At 48.7% G+C, this 19,822-nt stretch carries 17 protein-coding genes, 3 tRNA genes and 2 pseudogenes; 3 read left to right on the top strand and 19 right to left on the bottom strand.

What is annotated here, in order from left to right:
* Positions 1 to 115 precede the first annotated feature (115 nt).
* The 3 genes from PRZ02_RS04840 to PRZ02_RS04830 all read right to left on the bottom strand — a co-directional run bounded on the left by PRZ02_RS04840 (position 116) and on the right by PRZ02_RS04830 (position 1,795).
* Positions 116 to 478, bottom strand: a complete 363-nt coding sequence (locus PRZ02_RS04840; RefSeq protein WP_449464702.1) for a transcriptional regulator — start codon at positions 476 to 478, stop codon at positions 116 to 118.
* Between the two features lie 63 nt (positions 479 to 541).
* Positions 542 to 631: transfer RNA gene (locus tag PRZ02_RS04835), tRNA-Arg, on the bottom strand.
* Between the two features lie 45 nt (positions 632 to 676).
* On the bottom strand, positions 677 to 1,795 hold the full coding sequence (locus tag PRZ02_RS04830) for a hypothetical protein (protein WP_449464701.1): 1,119 nt from the start codon (positions 1,793 to 1,795) through the stop codon (positions 677 to 679).
* 54 nt (positions 1,796 to 1,849) lie between these two features.
* On the opposite strand from PRZ02_RS04830, the gene PRZ02_RS04825 reads away from it, so the two are divergent.
* A tRNA-Leu gene (locus tag PRZ02_RS04825) sits at positions 1,850 to 1,967 on the top strand.
* A gap of 245 nt (positions 1,968 to 2,212) precedes the next feature.
* On the opposite strand, the gene PRZ02_RS04820 is transcribed toward PRZ02_RS04825, so the two are convergent.
* From PRZ02_RS04820 to pyrH, 3 genes are all read right to left on the bottom strand, one after another.
* Positions 2,213 to 2,285: transfer RNA gene (locus PRZ02_RS04820), tRNA-Gln, on the bottom strand.
* A 148-nt stretch (positions 2,286 to 2,433) separates the two neighbouring features.
* Positions 2,434 to 3,639 carry a peptide chain release factor aRF-1 gene (gene prf1 / locus PRZ02_RS04815; RefSeq protein WP_449464700.1) on the bottom strand — a complete coding sequence of 402 codons (1,206 nt, stop codon included), beginning with the start codon at positions 3,637 to 3,639 and terminating at the stop codon, positions 2,434 to 2,436.
* Positions 3,640 to 3,693: 54 nt separating this feature from the next.
* Positions 3,694 to 4,371: a UMP kinase gene (gene pyrH / locus PRZ02_RS04810; protein WP_449464699.1), complete on the bottom strand. Its 678-nt coding sequence runs from the start codon at positions 4,369 to 4,371 to the stop codon at positions 3,694 to 3,696.
* Positions 4,372 to 5,138: 767 nt separating this feature from the next.
* On the opposite strand from pyrH, the gene PRZ02_RS04805 reads away from it, so the two are divergent.
* Positions 5,139 to 6,239: an alkaline phosphatase family protein gene (locus PRZ02_RS04805; protein ID WP_449464698.1), complete on the top strand. Its 1,101-nt coding sequence runs from the start codon at positions 5,139 to 5,141 to the stop codon at positions 6,237 to 6,239.
* A gap of 485 nt (positions 6,240 to 6,724) precedes the next feature.
* Positions 6,725 to 7,414, top strand: a pseudogene (locus PRZ02_RS04800) (nucleotidyltransferase family protein); the annotation flags it as partial.
* Between the two features lie 22 nt (positions 7,415 to 7,436).
* Here PRZ02_RS04800 and PRZ02_RS04795 read toward each other — a convergent pair.
* From PRZ02_RS04795 to PRZ02_RS04735, 13 genes and pseudogenes are all read right to left on the bottom strand, one after another.
* Positions 7,437 to 8,210, bottom strand: a complete 774-nt coding sequence (locus tag PRZ02_RS04795) for a class I SAM-dependent methyltransferase (protein ID WP_449464697.1) — start codon at positions 8,208 to 8,210, stop codon at positions 7,437 to 7,439.
* A 382-nt stretch (positions 8,211 to 8,592) separates the two neighbouring features.
* On the bottom strand, positions 8,593 to 9,981 hold the full coding sequence (locus PRZ02_RS04790) for an NADH-quinone oxidoreductase subunit N (protein ID WP_449464696.1): 1,389 nt from the start codon (positions 9,979 to 9,981) through the stop codon (positions 8,593 to 8,595).
* A 6-nt stretch (positions 9,982 to 9,987) separates the two neighbouring features.
* The gene (locus tag PRZ02_RS04785) at positions 9,988 to 11,991 is read right to left on the bottom strand and encodes an NADH-quinone oxidoreductase subunit 5 family protein (protein WP_449464695.1); all 2,004 of its coding nucleotides are present in this window, start codon (positions 11,989 to 11,991) and stop codon (positions 9,988 to 9,990) included.
* A 6-nt stretch (positions 11,992 to 11,997) separates the two neighbouring features.
* The gene (locus PRZ02_RS04780; RefSeq protein ID WP_449464694.1) at positions 11,998 to 13,458 is read right to left on the bottom strand and encodes a complex I subunit 4 family protein; all 1,461 of its coding nucleotides are present in this window, start codon (positions 13,456 to 13,458) and stop codon (positions 11,998 to 12,000) included.
* Complete coding sequence (locus PRZ02_RS04775) at positions 13,455 to 13,775, bottom strand: NADH-quinone oxidoreductase subunit NuoK (RefSeq protein ID WP_449464693.1); 321 nt, start codon at positions 13,773 to 13,775, stop codon at positions 13,455 to 13,457. The genes PRZ02_RS04780 and PRZ02_RS04775 overlap by 4 nt, the downstream gene beginning before the upstream one ends.
* Entirely contained in the window at positions 13,772 to 14,257 is a 486-nt protein-coding gene (locus PRZ02_RS04770) for an NADH-quinone oxidoreductase subunit J (protein WP_449464692.1), read from the bottom strand. The genes PRZ02_RS04775 and PRZ02_RS04770 overlap by 4 nt, the downstream gene beginning before the upstream one ends.
* Positions 14,254 to 14,808 carry a 4Fe-4S binding protein gene (locus tag PRZ02_RS04765; RefSeq protein ID WP_449464691.1) on the bottom strand — a complete coding sequence of 185 codons (555 nt, stop codon included), beginning with the start codon at positions 14,806 to 14,808 and terminating at the stop codon, positions 14,254 to 14,256. The genes PRZ02_RS04770 and PRZ02_RS04765 overlap by 4 nt, the downstream gene beginning before the upstream one ends.
* 6 nt (positions 14,809 to 14,814) lie before the next feature.
* A complete protein-coding gene (nuoH, locus tag PRZ02_RS04760; RefSeq protein WP_449464690.1) occupies positions 14,815 to 15,840 on the bottom strand; it encodes an NADH-quinone oxidoreductase subunit NuoH in 1,026 nt (341 codons plus the stop codon).
* The gene (locus tag PRZ02_RS04755; RefSeq protein ID WP_449464689.1) at positions 15,840 to 17,060 is read right to left on the bottom strand and encodes an NADH-quinone oxidoreductase subunit D; all 1,221 of its coding nucleotides are present in this window, start codon (positions 17,058 to 17,060) and stop codon (positions 15,840 to 15,842) included. The genes nuoH and PRZ02_RS04755 overlap by 1 nt, the downstream gene beginning before the upstream one ends.
* The gene (locus PRZ02_RS04750) at positions 17,057 to 17,554 is read right to left on the bottom strand and encodes an NADH-quinone oxidoreductase subunit C (protein WP_449464688.1); all 498 of its coding nucleotides are present in this window, start codon (positions 17,552 to 17,554) and stop codon (positions 17,057 to 17,059) included. Before PRZ02_RS04750 ends, PRZ02_RS04755 begins: the two co-directional genes overlap by 4 nt.
* The gene (locus tag PRZ02_RS04745; protein WP_449464687.1) at positions 17,523 to 18,104 is read right to left on the bottom strand and encodes an NADH-quinone oxidoreductase subunit B; all 582 of its coding nucleotides are present in this window, start codon (positions 18,102 to 18,104) and stop codon (positions 17,523 to 17,525) included. Before PRZ02_RS04745 ends, PRZ02_RS04750 begins: the two co-directional genes overlap by 32 nt.
* A gap of 1 nt (position 18,105) precedes the next feature.
* A complete protein-coding gene (ndhC, locus tag PRZ02_RS04740; RefSeq protein WP_449464686.1) occupies positions 18,106 to 18,462 on the bottom strand; it encodes an NADH-quinone oxidoreductase subunit A in 357 nt (118 codons plus the stop codon).
* A gap of 380 nt (positions 18,463 to 18,842) precedes the next feature.
* Positions 18,843 to 19,103, bottom strand: a pseudogene (locus tag PRZ02_RS04735) (transposase); the annotation flags it as partial.
* Positions 19,104 to 19,822: the final 719 nt, after the last annotated feature.

Here is a 19,822-nt window from a genome sequence, read left to right as displayed (position 1 = left end):
CTGTGATACTAATATTCCCATAATATAAGCATTTCGAAAGAAACCAAGTCTAGAAAGCCCATCAAGCTTATTAAGTTGAAACGTTTCCTCTTACGCGTACAAAACTACTCCATTGTTAAAAGGACTTAGTTTTTTCCTCAGTCTCGCCAATCGGTAAGGCCTCGCCTATTCCCACGGTCCTGCAAAGCTCGCAGTATGCAGCGGATATGTCGTCTAAGCTGTGATGAGCCATTAGGTCATCCGCTGCCTTCGACGCAAACTTCTCTATTTCTGTCCGCCACTTCTTAACGATGTCGTGCTCCTTGCCCCCTCTTTCACCGTTCATGTAATGGCTTATGGATGCCTGAGATACCCCAAGGAGCTTGGCAGCTTCGGTTTCGCTCATAAGGTACTTGAGCATCAATTGTTTCGCTATCTCAGCCCTCACTATCGGCAGGAGGTACTTAACCGAATCCTCACACTTCGCCAAGCTTTTCAACTTAATATATTGATTACGCTCCTTTTTAAGTATTACAGCGTTATACGCCGCTCCGATTAAAGGCGGGCTCGAGGGGATTTGAACCCCTGATCAACGGCTCCGCAGGCCGCCGTCTCTAGGACCTTTCGGATATCCTGACTAGACCACGAGCCCACTTTTAGCGTGGTCAAGGCATAAAAAGCTACCTGACAAACGGCGCTAGCCTTCCTCTACCGTTCTGCTCAAAATCGAGTTAATCTTTTCCAACGACCTGTATATGGACTTAAGTCTCTGCTTCTCCATTCCGTCGTAAGTGCGCTGCGATATCTTCTTAGAGGCGAGGCGAAGGTCAAGGTCAAATAGGCCGTTTAGGTCAAGGCTTATTATCTGGAGGTAGTCCCTTGCTTCCTTTATGGCATCTAAGTCGCCCTTACGTTTTTCTCTTACCTGCAGACTTTCTAATGAGGCATCGAGCGCTTCGAGCTTCTGCTTGCTTGAGTTAATCCAACGGTTAACGGCCTGGACATCCCCCTTCTTAATCGGAAGGGCCTTCCTTGATTCAAGCAAGTCCTTTACGAGATCCGATATTGAGGAAATGGCGTCGCGCGTCCTATCGCTTATATGGCGCTCTTCTACCTGTCCGGCGCTTTGCTGGGTCCTCCTACGATATGCGTAGTAAAGGGAGGCGTCAACTACGGCAAGCGCCACAACTACGAAAGTCAAGAAGAAGTCCAAGGCAGTAACGTCATTCTCATAGCCAGTTATTACGAGCGATGAGACCTCAGCCTCATTAACGTCGCTAGCATTGGCGTAAAACTCCTGGTGAGTCAATCCCTTGTAGCTCGCGATAGCCCAAGAACTCGGAACTCCGCTTATCGATAACGCAGGAGAATAAGCAAAGATGGTGAGGTTGCCGACCGTCGAATTGTACAACCAAACGTGATACGTGAATGGAGATAAAAGCAGATCAGATGGATAATAAACGTAAGACGCATAAATCTCCCACGTCTCGTTGGCGTATAACGTCGAGCTTAGCGTCACGTTAGCTATGTTTGGGCTTAACCACTTGGTCTTCAAGTATCCGGTTAAATCATAAAACTGCGGGTGAGTACCGCTCGGCACCTCTATAAGAAGATAGGATAGCCCATCGCTACCGGCCCTTATGTATATTCCATCTCTAACATAAACTCCAAAGGGCGTGAATGTTACCTCAGAGTGCAGCGCGGTTATCTCCGCATTGGGTGTTACGACTGATGATGGAGCCGAACCGGATGCCAGCTCTACCGCGGCTGCTGCAAGCAGCAAGACAGCTAAAAGCGAAACTGCTTTTTTTACCATAGTATTGAAAATGGGTAAGGAAAAAGGTTTTACCCTACTTCTGTTACCTATTATGCGGGGATGCCCGAGCCAGGTCAAAGGGGGTGGGCAGGACGAAACCCCACACTCAAGATCCGCCTGGATGGGTAACCTACTGGCTATGCCTACATGGGTTCGAATCCCATTCCCCGCACCGTAACTTTTTTAGGCTTAGATACTTAAAAAACTGCGAGTTCTAGAGTGCGCCCTATTCTAAAAGCGCCTCTATCAATCTTTATAGGTTTTAAGGAGAGTATGGAGCCATTTCCACTTCACTTGATCTAATAACGTCCCCAGACCTTCAGCGATCTGAGCTTTTTAAGGTAAATCGGGCTGAGAACTCGGCTCCTCGTGAAGTGATGAATGATTCATTAGTTGAAGGGAGCACGTGTAATGGGATAGCCCGGAGCGGATTCGGACCGCTGTCAGCGGGGCCAAAGCCCGCCATGCTTGGCCGCTACACCACCGGGCTATGTAGCAACACAAAAACCAACGGCTTTTTTTAAGCATATTGCATCAATTAACGCCAATGCTCGCTACCTCCCTTTGAGAACAACCTAATAATTCTCAAAGGAACGTCACCATACCTATTTCACAAATTACCGCAATACGTTAGCCGGCTAGAGAAAGGCAGCAATACCAGAATAAGATCTTAGGAACTGCTCTCCGCTCTCGCTATGCGCGGAGAAGATCTGCACTTCAGCTCCCTGCTCAATTGCCAAATCCAGATAGTGGTCTAGCCCAGATTCCTCTTTTACAACGCTAATTCCCCCGTCGCACGCCGGGCACTTGGTGGGTCTTTCCGAAGCCCTGACGAATATCTCGTAGTCGCACTTATCGCATTTCATAAGTAAGTACGGGACGTCAAACGCCTCAGAGATCAGGAGCTTTTTGACAAGACCCTGCTTGAATGCCTTATCAACTTCGTCTTTCCCCAGCGCGACCTTATCCGGGTGCTCAAATAGCATCTGCTTGAGCTCTTCAAAGGCCTCTATTTCCTCCGCGTATTCAACGTCCTTAAGCTTTGGTGCTATCTTATTGACCAACTCTCTCAGCCCCTCTTCTCCAGCGTATCCCAAATCTATCACCTCAAGCACTTTATCTCTCAACCTGTAATCCAGCAGCCCCTCCTTTATGAAGTCCTCCTTTGTGGGCCCTGGCCCTCCCACAAATATGCCTTGCAGGTTTGGTATGCTTAAGAACTCCTTGTTAGCTCTCTCAGCCACGTGAACGAAGAACTCATGCACAAGCTGCTCAAGTACCCTCTGATACCTCCTCGCAGATTGTCCTCCCACCCTTACCTTTCCAGGCACTCCCGACGTCATCACGTCTAACACACGCAGGTCCTTACCACTGACCACACCAAGCCCCGCCTCGTCCCTTCCTATTGCTATCAGCCCGAAGCTTTTTTCGTCGCTTAGCGAGGCCAAAAGCGGGTCTAGGTAGAACCTGCTATCACATCGATACAAATAGAACGGAACCGGCTTAGGAGGTTCAAGCACGAATATCTCGGTCTTCTCGCTCCCCGCGGCTTCGCCCTGCGGTACGGCCCCGCAAAATATCACGAGCCCATTTGGTGGGACTTCCTTAAACAGCTTTAGCCTTTGCTGTATGCTCTCTAAAGCGTCTAGCACGTGATTCCTAGTGACCCTCGATTTTATGTTATTTGCCGTTCCGTATTCCTCCCTCAAGTTAGCTGACACGTCACCAAGCGGCCTCGATGGCGGGATGTAAAGTGACACAAACTCGGTTCCCCTTCCCACCTTTGTGGAGAGGTCTCTCAATAACTTCAGCATCCTATACCTTTCGACCTGTTCCTTATTCAATTCTCATCTATTTCTTCTAGACCGGAAGTTTTTTAGCCTTGCGAGATCTCTTACTCAGGGAGTAACAAGGGTCCCAACCGGCTCTCCGTTTATAGCACGATCAAGGTTATCAGGCACCATACCATTGAAAACCATCACCTTAAGGCGTGTTTCAGGAAGACCTCTTACGGTAAGCGGGTCAAGTATGCTGTGTATGCCCGGCTCGTGTAAACCCCTGCCAACTATACTTTCTAGCTCAGCATAACTCATCTTTCTTATTAGGCGCGCGCTTGGATTTTTGCGCGGATCAGCATCGTAAATCCCCTCTTGGTCGGTTGCCTTAAACAATATGCCTGCTCCCATGGACTTAGCCAAAAGGAAAGCAACGTAATCGGTAGTCATTCCAGGCCTGAGTCCACCCATAACGGCAAAGCCCTGCTTAGATATTGACCTAAGCGCAGATCTGATAGATAACGACACTCCAAATCTACCACCGAGTGCGTCGTTAAAGAGCTCGGCGTTAACACGGGATATCCTTATGGCAAGGGCGTCTTTTTTACTATTAGCTAGACCAAGCTCTGTTGCTGCCCTAATGTATTCCCTAGCCATGGACCCGCCTCCAACTACCACGCCCATAGAGACGCCCCGCGAGAGCTGCGCTTTGATTATCTCAGCATACCTCTTGACTAACTGCGCGTTTATGGGAGAGGCTAAAATAGAACCGCCAAGCCTTAGCACAATCTTAGAGGACAATTTCACACCAATCAGCGTTATGGCATAAAACGCTATCCCAAGCACACAAGAGACCCCCATAGCAGGGCCAAACCAGCTATGCCGAAAAAGAATTACTCAATAAGCTTACATTTACATGTTAGTATTCTCAGGCGTTCTGCCTGCGTTCCACAATGTATCCTCTTTCTAAGTCTCGAGGGCTGAGATAAAATCCCTGGCGAACAAAGAATCGAGTAAGAGGGTAGGTGAGCTCCGCGTCCGACAGACTTAGCCCAACCCCCTGTGCTGGGAACATATACCCCTAGTTCTCGTGAATTTATCCGTCGCAACGGGAAGTGACCTCCCTCTTCAAAGCGTCGCGCAACGTCCCGCTAATAGCTCAATGCATTTTCTTTCCGAATAGCCTCCGTTGTCATCTGCAGCAAGAGGACATCGTTACCCTCAGGAAAGAACATACTGATAACTTGGTTGTGTTAGTAAACAGTCTCACTTATGGTGCCATTTTTAATATTGGTCTCGCATTCAACTTCCTTCCCGACCTTAGCTTGCAACTTATGTCTTCTCTAGATGCCATCTCCGCCTTAAAGGGCCGGCATAAAAATGCCTTCAGATGCTTGGATATGGAGAAGCTGATAGGCTCCGTCTGATCTGCGTACCGCGGTTATGATCATTTTACCGTAAGCATTGAAATACAAGGGAAGCTACCAATACTTCCCCGGCAAAATGAATACTTGAGTTCCCTTAATCCCGATAGCGTTAAATGCTATTGCAAGCGCTTCTGTTCAAAAATGATTTTCAAACCGAAATACGATGGCAGAAGCCTTTACAACCTCAGCCAGTCGATTCTGGAGTTCTTCGGAGACTCGCCTACTGGCAAAACACTTGACTTTCAATTACCGGTAAACGACGGACTTGTGCTCTTCCTCTTCGACGCGCTTGGAATATCTACACTGGAGAGCGCGGGAGCCAAAAACGATCACGAAGAAATAACCTCGGTATTTCCTTCCACTACCGCAACTGTACTCACAACGCTTTTCACGGGAAAAAAACCGTGTGAGCACGGGGTGCTAGGCTTTCAAACTTTTGTAAGAGAAATGGGAGGCATTGTCAACATGCTAGGCCTCTCGCATCCCTCCGGGCCGCAACTCCCAACGTCGTATGAGAAGCTCGTAGGGCCGGGGGAGAGATTAGGGAGAAAGCTTTCAAAGATAGGCGTGAGTTCCGTTGCCATACTTCCTAGAAGCGTTTCAAACACGCCGATGTCAAACTACGATGATGACGGATTTTCGTCGATTATCCCTTATTACGACTTCTGGGATTTGCGCCCGCTGGTTCAGAGGCAGCTATCTAAAAAAGAGAGAAAGTTCGTGTACGTTTACGTTCCCTACGTAGATACGCTATCCCACCACTATGGGCCATATAGCCAAGAGACGGCCTCAGCCGTGAAGGATCTGCTTGACTTTTTCGAGGCAGTAGGCTCAACTTCTGGCTACACCGTTTTAGGAACTGCAGACCACGGGCAAGTGGAGGTTGACCCCGCCCTACTACCGCCTGCTGAACTCATGTCACTCCTAGAGTTACCTCCGTTTGGAGATTCGAGGGCAATGTTCCTTAAAACGAGAAAAACGCAAGAGGTAATGGATTACCTGAATAAAAACTTTCCTGACTTCACCGTAATGACCAAGGAAGAAGTTCTAAGAGAGGGGCTTATAGGGTGCGAAAAAACTCAGTTCGAGGAAAGGCTAGGGGACCTGTTAGTGCTACCTCAATCAAGGAGGCTGTTAATATACCCATACACGGAGAACAACGAATCAATCAATTTTCGGGGGCACCACGGAGGCCTCAGTCCCGAAGAAATGCGTGTTCCGCTCTTCGTTCGCTCAAGATAAAACATTGTGTTTTTGCTGCAAGTAAATGGCCCACGAACTGCGATATCCTTATGGCAATGGATAATGAATTTTTGATGACTTCCCATCATGTCCTTATCCTTTTATGCGTGAATTATCCAGGTACTAACGAATGGAACTTCCCGGTTTATCGGCAAGCTTTTTTCACACGTGGATTGCGGGATGAGTACCTTACCTTGCTAGCGTGAAGACGCAATTATTCCCGGGCGCCTTGCTCGCGCTTCGTGGAAAAGCGCTAAGGTAAGGGCTGCTTTCCAGCTTACAAGTTTGTGGCACTTCCGTGAGGGGAACGGATAGTTCCACTTCTCCCACCGAGTTTAAACTCCAACGCGTATCCCTGGAAAAGGCCGTCTTTATGACGATTAGGCTTGCGACTTCTTGCGTTACTGGCTTGGCTTCGACTTTCAAAGAGAAACAAAAAATACTTATATTGTGATTACGTCATTTGCTGGCTCCAACCTTAAAGGATGGAGTCTCCAGTGATTAAGATGAAGGCAATCATAACGGCTGCGGGAAAGGGCAGCAGGATGAATCCCAGCACTAAAGCGATACCAAAGGGGCTATTACCGCTTTTTTCGAACGTCGAGGGCAAGCTCTCAGCGGTCCCGATAATAAGGCTCATAATAGATCAACTTCAGTCCGCAGGGGTAGATGACCTCTGCATCGTGGTAGGCGAGAAGAAAGACCCACTGATAACTTATCTTTTAGGCGAGGGACTAAAAGTCACCTTCGTGCAACAAGATCCGCCAAGGGGATTTGCCGATGCGGTAGCAAAAGCCAACGTGTTTGTCAAGAACGATCCTTTCTTTGTTCACGCAGATGATGGAGTCCCGTTCTCTTTCAAAAGAAACCTTCTCCAACTTATGTGGCAAGAATTAAGCAAGGGATTAGATGCCGTGCTGCTAGTAAGAGAAACCGACCATCCAAGCAGCGGAGGCGTGATAATAGGGAGGAGAACGGGTAGTACCATAGAGGTCACCGAAGCGCTGGAAAAGGTCCCTAACCCTCCTTCGAACCTGGTTCTAACCGCAGTATATGCCTTTTCGGGAAAAGCCATGAATGTAATATCCTCCGTTAAACCAGGCAGGACCGGTGAGGCCGAGCTAACTGACGCCATCTCAAAACTTGCAAAAGAGGGAAGGGTAGTTGCGTTCGAACTTGAGCCGGACGAGGTATGGCTCAACGTTGGAAATCCCGAGTCATACCACACAGCCCTAGAGATCTCGTACCTAATATCCAAGGGCTATAACGTAAAGGCGGCGATCGCCGCTGCGAACTCGAAACCGGTACAACCCCAACATACTTGAACACGGTCCCCAGGGCAATCTCCCTGAACTCAACCGTTTCAAATAGCCCATCAAGCTGATGCCTTACCGACTCATTATCAGGATTGTTCTTGTAAATCGTTTTCAGACCAAAAAACAACGGAAACTCCTTCCCCGTAGAAAGCAAAGCCAAAATGGGGACCACGAACTCGAAGTACGCAAGACACAAGGTGTACTTCACACTAGATGATGGTCTTCCTATGCTCACTATAAATATCCTTCCACCACTCTTTATAGATCCTTTTAGATTATCAAGGGTGAGCTCATAATCTATAGATGCGTGCAGGGAGAAACCCATCACCACATGGTCAAATACTCCTTTCCTGAAAGGAAGACGCTCAAAAACGCCCTGCACCCTATCTCCTGTGCCCTGCGCCAACATGTTAAAGCTCGCATCAAGCATCACAGTATCAATACCAAAGCACCTCAACAAATTGCTCATAGCTCCCTTTCCTGAACCCGCGTCAAGGACCAAATCGCCCGGCCTCAGCGGAAGCTTAAGAACCTCCATTCTCCATCTTCTAACCTGCCATAGACTTATTGCGTTGCTGCCCCTATCATAAACGCGGGGCACCTGCTCGTATACTTGGCTCAAATAAAACCAAAGACGCCCCAAACCGCTCTTCATAGGCGCGGGAACACCTCATAGCACCCGCTTCCGTTCAACCAAAAAGGCTTTCCGAAGCACTAGCATCACTCCATGCATAGCGAGTATTTAAGAGGAGGCCTCTTGCGGCGTGTGATCTCAACTGCCAGTTAGAATCTACAAGTAAATATAAGCAAAAGAGCTAAATCAAAACCAAAGTCGAAGAACGATGTATGGGCCTTAAAAGTTATCGATGTAGGCTAGTGCAGCTCGTCCTCCTTGGAAGCTCGCGGCAAGAAGACAAATAGCAAAAAGAGAACACGAACGCCCGGGTAAATCCCACATCGAACTTAACCACGTAAATCTGCCCATCTCAAAGAGACACGAGCGGCACGCCTCGACAACAGGACCCTTGCAAACTTCTCTACGGGAGGGAGATCAAAAACGGCATCGCCAGCCCGAAAGCAGCAAGAAGAACCGATGAAATCAGCGGAATTGCAATGACCTTTGAGCCCATGCCCGATGGGCCGCTTGTGTACATCGTTCTTATGACCTTAGCGTAGTAGAACACGGATAAGGCACTATTAGCGACTCCAAGAAGCGTAAACCATGGAATTCCCGCAACGTAAAAAGGTGAGATGGATGGACTTGCGGTTGATAGGAATATGAAAAACTTGCCCCAGAACCCGAGCAGGGGTGGCATGCCTATCAAGTTGAGAAGTATCACCGAGACGGACGCTGAAGACGCCTTATTAGCGGTTCCCAGACCTTGGAACTTGAACATGCTTGCCCTACCCTGACTCCTAACTCCCGATATGAAGGAGAACACCGACGCCTTAGAAAGCGCATACGAAGCGAAGTATACTAGCAAGCCAAGCAGCGCGAAGTAACCTGCCTGAGGTGCCTTATATACCACAGACGCCGCAAAAGCCGAGAGAGCCATTGTCATGTAGCCGACGTGGGCTATGCTCGAGTACGCCATCATTCTCTGCACGTCTGTCTGGGTTAGGGCACCCAGGTTACCGAGCACCATCGCTGCTGAAGATAATATCACAAGTACCGTTACCAGGGAGAGCCCAAACCGTGGCCCTATGGATGGCATAACTTGCGCCAGTAGCCTAATGGCTAGGGCTAGCGCCCCAAGCTTCATTGTCGATGACAACATTGATATTGGGATTGGATCCGAAAAGCCATAGACGTCAGGTAACCACATGTGGAATGGCGGAATGCCTGCCTTAAACCCAAGCGCAACCAAGAAGAGAAGCACTCCAAGCGCTATGACCCTAGATCCGGCCGGCGAAAAGATGACCATGTAGACGCCTATAAGCAAGAACTGGAAAGAGAGGGCACTCATAAATGCGTACTTTATGGACCCGATTAGGGAGTCCTTATCTCCGCTTAGCGAGACCATCGAATAGCTAGCTAAGGATACCAGGCCCCAGCTCGCCAATATCATTAGGGGATTTGTCGTAGAGGCAAGAGCGGAAGTGCCCGCTACGCCGAGGATTATAGCGAACGGAAACTGCCAAGAGCTTCCTTCTACTCTTTTTGAGAGCGGAAGTACAAGCGCCCCCACGAACGCAGCTGTTACGGAAACCAAGTAGGATAGCTCATCTGAATGAAAGCTCGAAGCTGAAGCCATTGATACCATTGGGACCCTGAACGGATACCAGTAAATTAACCACAAGGCAACTGAAATCGCTAGGGCAATCTCACCAATAACTACACCGAGCTTTCCGCGGTTCCTAGGCAATAGCGTTAACGCCATTGCCGAAACCCCCAGCACAATCAACGAGTACATCTCTGCTTGCATTTTCGTTCACCCAATCAAGAGAAATGCCACGTAGATCACCACCATAATTAGCAGACCGGCGAAGAGAGCGGTCAAGTACTTGGATATCACACCCGTCTGAACCCTTCTAAGCTTCACGCTAGCCAAGGAAAACGCGGAGGGAAGCAATGAGTGGTAAAACTTGTCGAAACCACCGTGCTCCACCGCATCGAGGCCACGAGAAGCTGCCGCGAAACCACCCACGATCACCCGATAGTAGGCCGAGTTTATGAACCACCTATCGTACAAGAAGGAGTGAAGCGCCGGCAACACTCCGGATTTTCCGATGGGTGAATATAATTGCCTCTTTTCGGAGTAAATGTAAATGGCTATACCTAGTCCGAAAAACGCCACTATTAGAGAGGCCGCAAGCGAACTAAGGTTAAACGGTGGCAGCGACGTCAGCTGCAGCTTAGCGTAGCTATCAACTGTAATGGCCTTGTAAATCCAGGTTGAGGCACCAACTGGTGAGGGCCATATCAGTCCAAAGGCCAACGTCACAATCCCAAGCACCGCGTACGGTAGCAACATCGCGTGCCCCGGCTCTCTGACTTCTCTTTCTGGTTTTCCTGCAAATATCAGAGTAAACGCTCTGAATATATAAAAAGCCGTCATAAATGCGCCAGCTAGAGCTAAAGCGTATAGGTACCAAAGGCCAGACTGGAGTGTTAGATCCAATATCAAGTCCTTATCCCAGAACCCTGAAAACGGAGGGATACCGGCAAGAGAAAGGGATGCTAGCGCAAAAGCGACTGTGGTCCATTTCATTCCGTGCCACGCTCCCTTCATATCGCTAATGTAGCGCGACGAGAACTCATGTATAAGGGCACCAGCTGCCAAGAATAACGCAGCCTTAAACAGGGCCTGACTTATCATGTGTGAAAAAGCCGCAAAGAAGGCCACAGATGGCTCAACATAAGCCGCTAGTCCAATGGACAGAAACATGTATCCTAATTGAGATGCCGTTGAGAACGCCAGTATGAGCTTCAGTTCTCTGGATACCACAGCCTGTGATGCTAGCATAAATGCCGTAAAAGCGCCTATGACAGCAACGTAAAGGAAGAACGGAGATACCGCACCAAGCAATCTATCCTCGCTTGCCCCCGTTATTATCATGGGCATGAACCTCAGCATGAAGTAGACGCCAGCATTAACCATGGTTGCCGCATGTATAAGAGCGCTGACGCTGGTAGGACCTGTCATGGCGGTTACAAGCCACTCGTGAAACGGGAACTGGGCGCTCTTGGCAAAAGCCCCCATTGAAAATAGAACTAAGAATGGGATTAGCATCCCTTGCCTGTTTAGCGCCGAAAGTATGGCGGGCATATTTTGGGAAATCGCGTAAAGGCTAAACGTTCCGGAAGCGTTGTAAAGCATGCTAACGCCTATTATGAAACCAATGTCGGCAAAACTCGTAAACACGATGGCCCTCACACCCGAACTACTTGGGGTAGACCAGTTAGGTACCCCAAGGGCGTACCTCCCCTTATCGCCAACCCACCGTTCTTCATCGTCCGTGTACCAATGCCCGATCAAAGCATAAGACGAAAGAGTAGTTCCTTCCCAGCCCACTAACAAAAGCACTAAGTTGTTTGAGAGGACTAACAAAAGCATGGAGCCCACGAAGAAGTCGAAGAAGAACCAATACCTATGCGTTCCCGGATCCCCTTCCATGTACTCGTAACTGTAAACTGAGATCAAAAAAGAAATCCACGAAACAACAAGTGCCATTATGGCCGACAATCCATCGCCCAGTATTCCCACCGTAACTGAGGTACTGCCAAACCCGAACCAGGCAACCGAAGTCGTAAACGGCTTAAAACCGGTCGCAGATATCACGTAAACCAAGTAAGTTGACAGAAGGGCTGGAACAGCTAGGAAGAGGGCAGAAGCCAACGAGGCTGAGCGCTTCTGCTTCAGGCCTAGGGGAAGTGCTATAACCGAGGCAATGAAAGGAATGATCCAGATCGCGTTAAAGTATGCATAACTCACTTGCTATCACCTCAAGTAAGCGTAAAGAGGGGTTAGCAGCACGCCAGGGAACACGAAAAATAGCAGACCAAATATCGCTATGACGACCATAGGAATCAAAAGCATCAACGTGCCCTCCTTCACGCCTTGGTTGCCCAAGGGACCGAAGAACACTTTTTTCATCGTCACAAAAGAATACGCAGGGGTTATACCCAAACTTACCAGGGAAAGGGCGAACACGAGTACGCCCCAGCTTCCCCTTGACACAAACGCCGACGCTACTCCCATGAGTATGAAGAGCTTGCTGAAGAACCCAATCGACGGAGGTAAGCCAGATATGTTCATGAAACCCCAAAGCGACAAAGATGCGGTATATGGCATCTTCTTGGCAAGCCCACCCATCTTGTTCACATCTCTTAACCCGTCGTTTTCCGTTATCATGACCCCCGCCGAAGAGAATAGAAGAGATTTTCCTATGGCATGCGCGTAGAACTGAAGGATAGCCCCAGCTATTCCCAACGGATTAAGAGAAGCGATGCCGAGAAGCACGTAACCCATCTGGGCTATACTTGAATACGCCAAGAGTCTCTTGAGATCCCACTGACGGAATACCAGCAGGCCGCCGTAAAATATGGTCGCCAGCGCAAACGCAACCATCACCCATTGAGCTCCCATCAGATACGATGGAAATACCCCATAGACTATTCTGACTATGGCGTAGCCAGCTATACCTATGAGGTTAGGTGATAAAAGCGCCGATATTGGAGTAGGGGCTTCTGCATGAGCGTAAGGAAGCCACGCGTGAACTCCAAACACAGCCATCTTTATGAAGAGCCCGACCATGAGCAACGTGACAATAATCGCGGCATAAGGAGCAAGAAGAGGAGTGCTTGCTGGAATGGGATAGAAGTTAAAGGTCCGCAGCTCTATGCCGTAAATAAAGGCTCCCGTTAGGAACGTCAACGCACCCACATGAGTCCAAATGAAGTAAAGGCTGGATATCCTTCCCCTGTCACCATAGCCGTAAAGCGCTATAAGCACAAACGACGGTATGAGGGCAAGTTCTAGGAACACGTAGAACAATATGAAATTGTTGGCCTCCGCCATACCTATCATCGACGCAGCGAATAATCCGTAAAGCATAAAGTACGCTCCCCAATCTCCTCTTTTCTCCTCCTCAAACCGCTTGCTCATGTACGGCACGGAGTAAAAAGCTATAGCAGAACTAACCACGGCTACGCCCAATATTATGGGCCAGTTTAGACCGTCTACGATAACCATGAAGGAACCAAGCGCCGGTGCCGAGGTAAATTCATAGGCGTATTCACTGCCAGACATTATGATGTATGCCGCAAACGAGGCCGGTATAACAAGGGACAGGGCCGTGAGCGCTGCCAACCACTTGGGCGTTAGAACGCGTTGAAGTAGCGGAGCCAGCAAGGCTACCACAAATGGGACTATCAAAAGGTAAACGCCGATAGCACTCATGACTCTTCAACCTCTTTTAACTCTTCCTGGTCAAGGGTCTTCAGGTAACCTTCCTTAAACATCGCCATCATTATACTCACCATCAGTGCAAGTTCCGACGAGGAAACCCCTATGGCGAAAAGCGCCATGCTCGAGCCAGCAAGCGGGCTGCTCAGCACCCAACCCATGTATAATAGCAGCAAGAGCACCCCATTGAAGCTTACCTCAAGCGATAATAACATCCTTATGGGATTCCTATGCCTCAAAAGGCCAAACATCCCTATAACCATAACAGCGATTGAACCAATGAAGATGAAAGGATAAGGCGTCGCTATCACTTTTTTTCACCTTTGAGAGAAACGGTAACGGACGTTATCAAGCCAAGGGCAAGCAGCAAGAAAAGCACGTAGACAGCTGTGCCGCCCTTGTGCAATATTTCAGATGCCATAAGAGAGTAACTGATAACATGCGGAACGATTTCAACCGCAGAACCAAACACATATATAAAGAGAAGGCCCAAGGCGAGAACGGCTACAGCGCCCGTTATGGGATAAGCGTAAGATATCCCGCTTTGCTTGGGCTCCCTGAGCATGGATACAGATATTATTAGGAACAAGACGCTCGCCCCCACGTAAACGACCACCTGAACAAAAGCCACAAACGCGTAACCTAGCGCGAAGAAAAGCGCCGCATTTGTAAGCCCAAGAAAGGCCAAGAAGAGAGCAGAATATATCATAGATTTATGAGATACGGCCAACGCTGCAAACGCGATCAGCAGTACCGTGGAAGCGTACATGCCCACTTCCAATAAAACCCTCATTCTTTGCCACCCTCCTCATACTTTATGCCATTCTTCTCGTCAAGCTTCGCCACGACCTTCTTAGAATTCTGAGAGGGACTCTCGGGAAGCTTGAGAAATCCGTCAAACGTGGGTCTGTACTCCGATTCCTCGAAGTAAGACAGGTCGTGAATGTTTGAACGTTCAAAGGCCTCCGTTGGGCAGACGTCAACGCAGAAGTAGCAGAAGATGCACATACCCCAGTCCACCAAGGGCCTCTTCTTTACCCTGGGAACTGGACGGGCTGGTGCCTGTGCGCCGGCCTGAGGGGTAGGCGGCTGGGTGGCTGGCAACTGCATCATGACAATCGCGTTCGAAGGGCAAACGATCTCGCATAAGCTACAGCCTATGCACTTCTCATCAACGAGCCTGAAGAACCCCCTATAGTTTTTCGGAAGCTCCATGGCCTCAGCGGGATAGTCCAAGGTCATGCGGTGAGGGTCTACGAAGTACTTGAAACCAGTTGCCAACGCGTCGATATGGCCCTTAACCTCACCAAACGCTGATTTTCTCGACGTTTTTTGATTGCTCATTATCCATCACCACAAAATCCTTGAAACGACGGCCGATAGGAACAGCGATATTAGCGCCAGGTAAAACACCCAACTCCAACCGGCCTTCACAGCTTTATCGAGTTTGTACCTGGGATATACCGCCCTAAGGAAAACCAAAAAACACATAACTATAACCGACTTGACGAAGGTCACTATGCCTGGGAGAATCAACCCTCCAAGGAAGCCAATGCCGGTGACTGGAGCCCACCCACTCAAGAAGAGCACGGAAAAGAGAAGGCTATAACTGTAAAGCTCTATGTAAGGAACGCCCATTACAAACCCAAACATCAGTGAACTGTACTCCGTATACGGACCAAAGACAAGCTCGCTATCGGCTTCTACGATGTCATAAGGAACCCTTCCCGTCGCCCTTATTACAGCTATCACGTAAACTATAGCTGCAATTGGGTTTAATATAATTCCTGGAAGCGTGCTCTCCTGAATTCCAACTATCTTTACCAAGTCAAGAGTGCCATAAAGCAGAAACGCTGAGGTAATCGCTAGGATGAAGGGAACCTCGTAAGAGATGAGAAGGTACGCTTCCCTAAGTGCCCCTATAAACGAGAACTTATTGTCAGCAGCCCAACCCAACACAACTAAGTAAACTGGAATCACCAACGTGAACGCAACCGCCAAGAGAAGTGTATAGTTTGAAGGAAATATGCGAGAGTAATCGGGGCCAATTGGTATGAATACGGTAGGCAAAACAGAAAAGGCCAGCAGAAGCCCTGGCAAAAACACAAAAGGAATGAAATCTGCGCCCTGAGGCACTATGAACTCTTGGAAGCTGAACCTTATCATATCGGCTAAGAGCTGTATTATGCCACCAGTTCTCTTGGAAACCCAAAGTGGCCCGTATCTCATCTGCACCCTTGCTGCTGCCTTTCTTTCAAACCATATTATGAAGAAAGCCAGCAGAAGAATCGCGATGAAACCGGGAAATATCAACGCGTAAAACGCGGACTCCAGCAAAGGTAACCAAGAGTTTGGGATAAAGTATAGGAAGCTCATCATCTATCGGCCTCCGGTGGGAAATAATCTATGCTACCGTAGATGACTGGTATATCGGCCAGCTTGTGTCCGGGCATCACGTGAGTGAAATAGGGCAAGTTTCTAAAGGAGGGCGTTACAAGCCTGAACCTATACGGGTTCTTGCCTCCATCACTAACTAAGTAATAGAACATCTCACCCCTTCCACCTTCTACTCTTGATATCGCCTCTCCCTTTGGAGGGCTGAGGGATGTCAACATAAGAGTGAACTTAACCCTTCCGGTCTTGTCATATATTTCCTTCATAAGCGGGCTCATCCGCTTATAGTAATCTTCATATATGACCTTTCCTTCTGGAAGCCTCTTCAAGGCTTGTCTAATGATCGACATGCTCTGCTTAATCTCTTCAACTCTTATCAGTAGGCGTGAGTAAGAGTCGCCCTCCTTAAAAGTGGGAACTTCAAAATCGAAGTCCGCGTAAGCCGCATACGGGTCGTTTTTTCTCACGTCGTATTTGACGCCTGAGGCGCGAAGGTTCGGTCCAACTACCCCGAGCCTAATGGCATCCTCAGCACCGAGCTTCCCTACCCCAGCACTTCTGGCCACGACAACCGGGTTATTTATCCACACTTTTTCGTAGTCCTTCATGCGGTTTTCCAAGTACCTAAGTGCCACCTCAACCTTATCTGCGAAGCCCTTTGGCAGATCCCACCTTACACCTCCTGGTATTATATGCGAGTAAGTTATCCTAGCACCAGTGAGCTCCTGCAGCAAATCTATAAAGGGCTCCCTATCCGCAACCGCCCACATAAAAACGGTAGAACTTCCCATGAAAATTCCGTATATGGCAATGCCGTAGAGGTGGCTCATTATGCGGCTTATCTCTGCGGTTATGACCCGTATGTATTGTGCTCTAGGAGGGGGTTCAAGCCCCAGAAGCCTTTCCAGCGCTATAACGTAGCCAAGGTTGGCGTTCACCGTATCAACAAGCGATGGCCTTTCGACCATTGGGATAGCCTTTATGTAAAGCCTATCCTCGCTTAGCTTCTCTACCCCTCTGTGCACGAAGCCTACATCAGGATCTACCTTAACCACGGTATCTCCCTCTACCCAAGCCAAAATCCTCATGTGTCCGGAGCCGGCGTGCGCAGGACCGATCTGAAGCTCGAGGATCCCCTCTTTCATCTCTAGCTGCGAAAGCGCCTCATAAGTAAACGGTACGGTTTTTATTTCCTGCGTCATGAAGCAGCCCCTCCTTTCTTAAATAAGTCCTCCCTTCTCTTTTTCAATTGATAATCCTTCCTTAGAGGCCATATTCCCATAAGTTCCTCCGGTAATAGAAGGGGCCTCTGATCAGGATGACCAACAAAACTGACACCAAACATCTCATGTGTCTCCCTTTCAAGAAAGATCACGCCTTCCCAAACGCTCACTAGCGAGGCAACTTCAGGCTTATCCCTTGAAACGCTGGCAACCAGCCCAGCGGTATACCTAGAAAGCTCAGGCTTCGAATAGCTAGATAGATGCCACACGATCTCCATCCGGTTTTCTTTCGGATAGTCGACGGCAGTTACCGAGGAACAGTGATCGAAGCCGTAGTCCCTTAGCCGGAGAGCTACCTCTTTAAGCGCTTCCGGCTGTACGTCAATCCTTATGAGGTTTGACCTTGCATTATATGCGACCTTGGCCTTATCGGCCAAAAGCTTACCGAGGCCTTCTAATTGCTCGTTGCTCAACACTTGCCTCCTCCTTCGCCTCTCCGCTGAGACCTTTCTGCAGGTACTTGGCCTGCTGCTTCTTTATCTTCTCTTTAAGCATCATCACGGACCTCGCCAAGGCCTCGGGTCTAGGTGGGCAGCCTGGCACGTAAACATCCACTGGTATCACATCCCTTGCAAGCATCGTACTATAGCTATTCCAAAAAATCCCTCCGTCAAGAACGCAAGCCCCCATGGCTATGACCCATTTGGGCTCTGGCATCTGCTCCCACACGGTACGCACCACCTTCGCCATCTTAATACTCAAAGTGCCATCTATGACGACCAAATTTGATTGGCGCGGATTACCATACGAGAGAAATCCTAACCTTTCAAGGTCAAATCTCGGGCCCGAAGCCGCAGCCAGCTCAGTTCCGCAACAGGCGGTAACCAAATACGCGGGCCAAAGAGAATACGAGTAACCCCACGTGATCATCTTGTTGGCGATCTTATTGCTTTTGATAAACTGGGCAGCCTTTTTGGCAACCTGATCCAAATTCCCCAAATAGAAGCTTCCCTCTTCTTCCAAGTTAATCGCCTTCGGCAAGCGAACGAGCGCCGCGCACGGCAAGCGCTATTATAATGATTCCAGCCAAAAATGTTGCAATCCAGGCCGAGGTAACCGAGGACGAGGACATTGAAACTATGAACAAGAAAATGGCAAAGGGCTCGGCAATTATAAACATGAGTAAATAAGGGTAGTATTGCATCGAGAAGAATCCCCTTGACTTACCAACAGGTGCATTTCCGCTTTCAAACCTCTTCCTCTTCATGGGGTGCTCTGGCCCTGCCAAAGCCTTCCCTACCAAGAGGACGAGGACAGGGGCTACGAGACCTATAACCAAGATGATACCGACCCCCAGAACGGAATCAGCCCAACTCGGCATATGATGATGATGATTCATTAGTTAAGCTTTTTCATATGTTATCGATTACTGGCATCCTCCAACCCATAAAAAAGTATGGAGTTCTTACTCAACGACGCGTTGATAATGCCTTCCCGCTGAAGGTATCCCGCCAGAGGCGTCTCCACGGGCGAATTCGGGCATGCTTCACCTTACCTTAATTAACCCAATATCGCAGATATTAATCGCGATATTTAGATCCCTGCCGATAACAAGCCCCAGACATCGCAGCTGTAAACCCTGTCGGAAAGCCTCGGGTAGTGCTTCGTGATTTATGGCCCGCACCTTGAACACGCCTTTGAAGAGGGATCAAGCCTGCCCATCTTTACCCGTTGTGCTCTCCTGCTTCTTCACGCACATGGCTACATCTGCTTAAACTGATACCATTCCTGATCTCCTATCGATTTCAGGTATGGGTGGTTCTGCATAATTCCCTGCAAGTTTAGACCCTCCGCGATCACGGTATCGTACGACTTGGCTATCGCCATAGATACCTTGTGGAGGAAGTCTTTACGGGCATCCTTAACGCGCTCATAGACCCTCCTTAACCTACGAACCTGCTTTCTAAGGCTGTAGGAACCTTTCTTCTTTCTGGAACGGTTCTTGTGCTCTCTTTTCACGCTCTTTTCTAGCTTTCTCTAGGCATCGACTGATGCTCTCGTTATGCCAATTGGAAGTCATGATAAAGTTAACTATACCCTTGTCAAGGTTTACTACCTTTTTCCTTCGGTAATATTTCGGTAACGCATAATTTATGCAGCATAATGACAATCACCCTATCTCGTGACAGTAATCTGCTGCATGATATCTGGAATTATTGCGCGGCCTCTGAATCAGATGCCCTCTAGAAACCTTGGAGCATCGAGCCCACTCCCTATGTCCTTGAATCCGCAGGCACCATAAAGCACTGGTTATCCTTCCTCGACTTGAACTTGGGGCAACCTGCGTCGTGATAAAAAAGCCTCAAACGCCAGATCCAGTTTTTAAGGGCACCTACTGTGGGTTCCGTAAGTCAACCTCTCGAAGGCAAGGATTGCTTCCTTCACTACATTAGAACATTTATCATATCGAACGCACTCATCGACTTCCTTTGATCTTGGTGCTTCTTAATTCTTAGTTCTAGGTAGTAGTTCCAGGTAAACTACCCCGTCCTTACGGGCGGGGTCTCTGGCGAGAAAAGATGAACATACAGGAACCAAAGTGCTTCCCCCACATCACTTTCTGATCCTCGTCTGGGTATAAGAGCACTTTAAGAGACCTTAGCATCTATGCGTTAGATTGTATGATGGCATTAAAACGCCCGGTTGGAGGAAAGTCCGGCTAGCCCCATCCCAAAGGAAAA

This window comes from Tardisphaera saccharovorans (assembly GCF_046635845.1).
Classification (GTDB): domain Archaea; phylum Thermoproteota; class Thermoprotei_A; order Marsarchaeales; family UBA168; genus UBA168.
The sequence above is the reverse complement of the archived record's forward strand: the minus strand, read 5'-3'. Positions and strand labels throughout refer to the sequence as shown.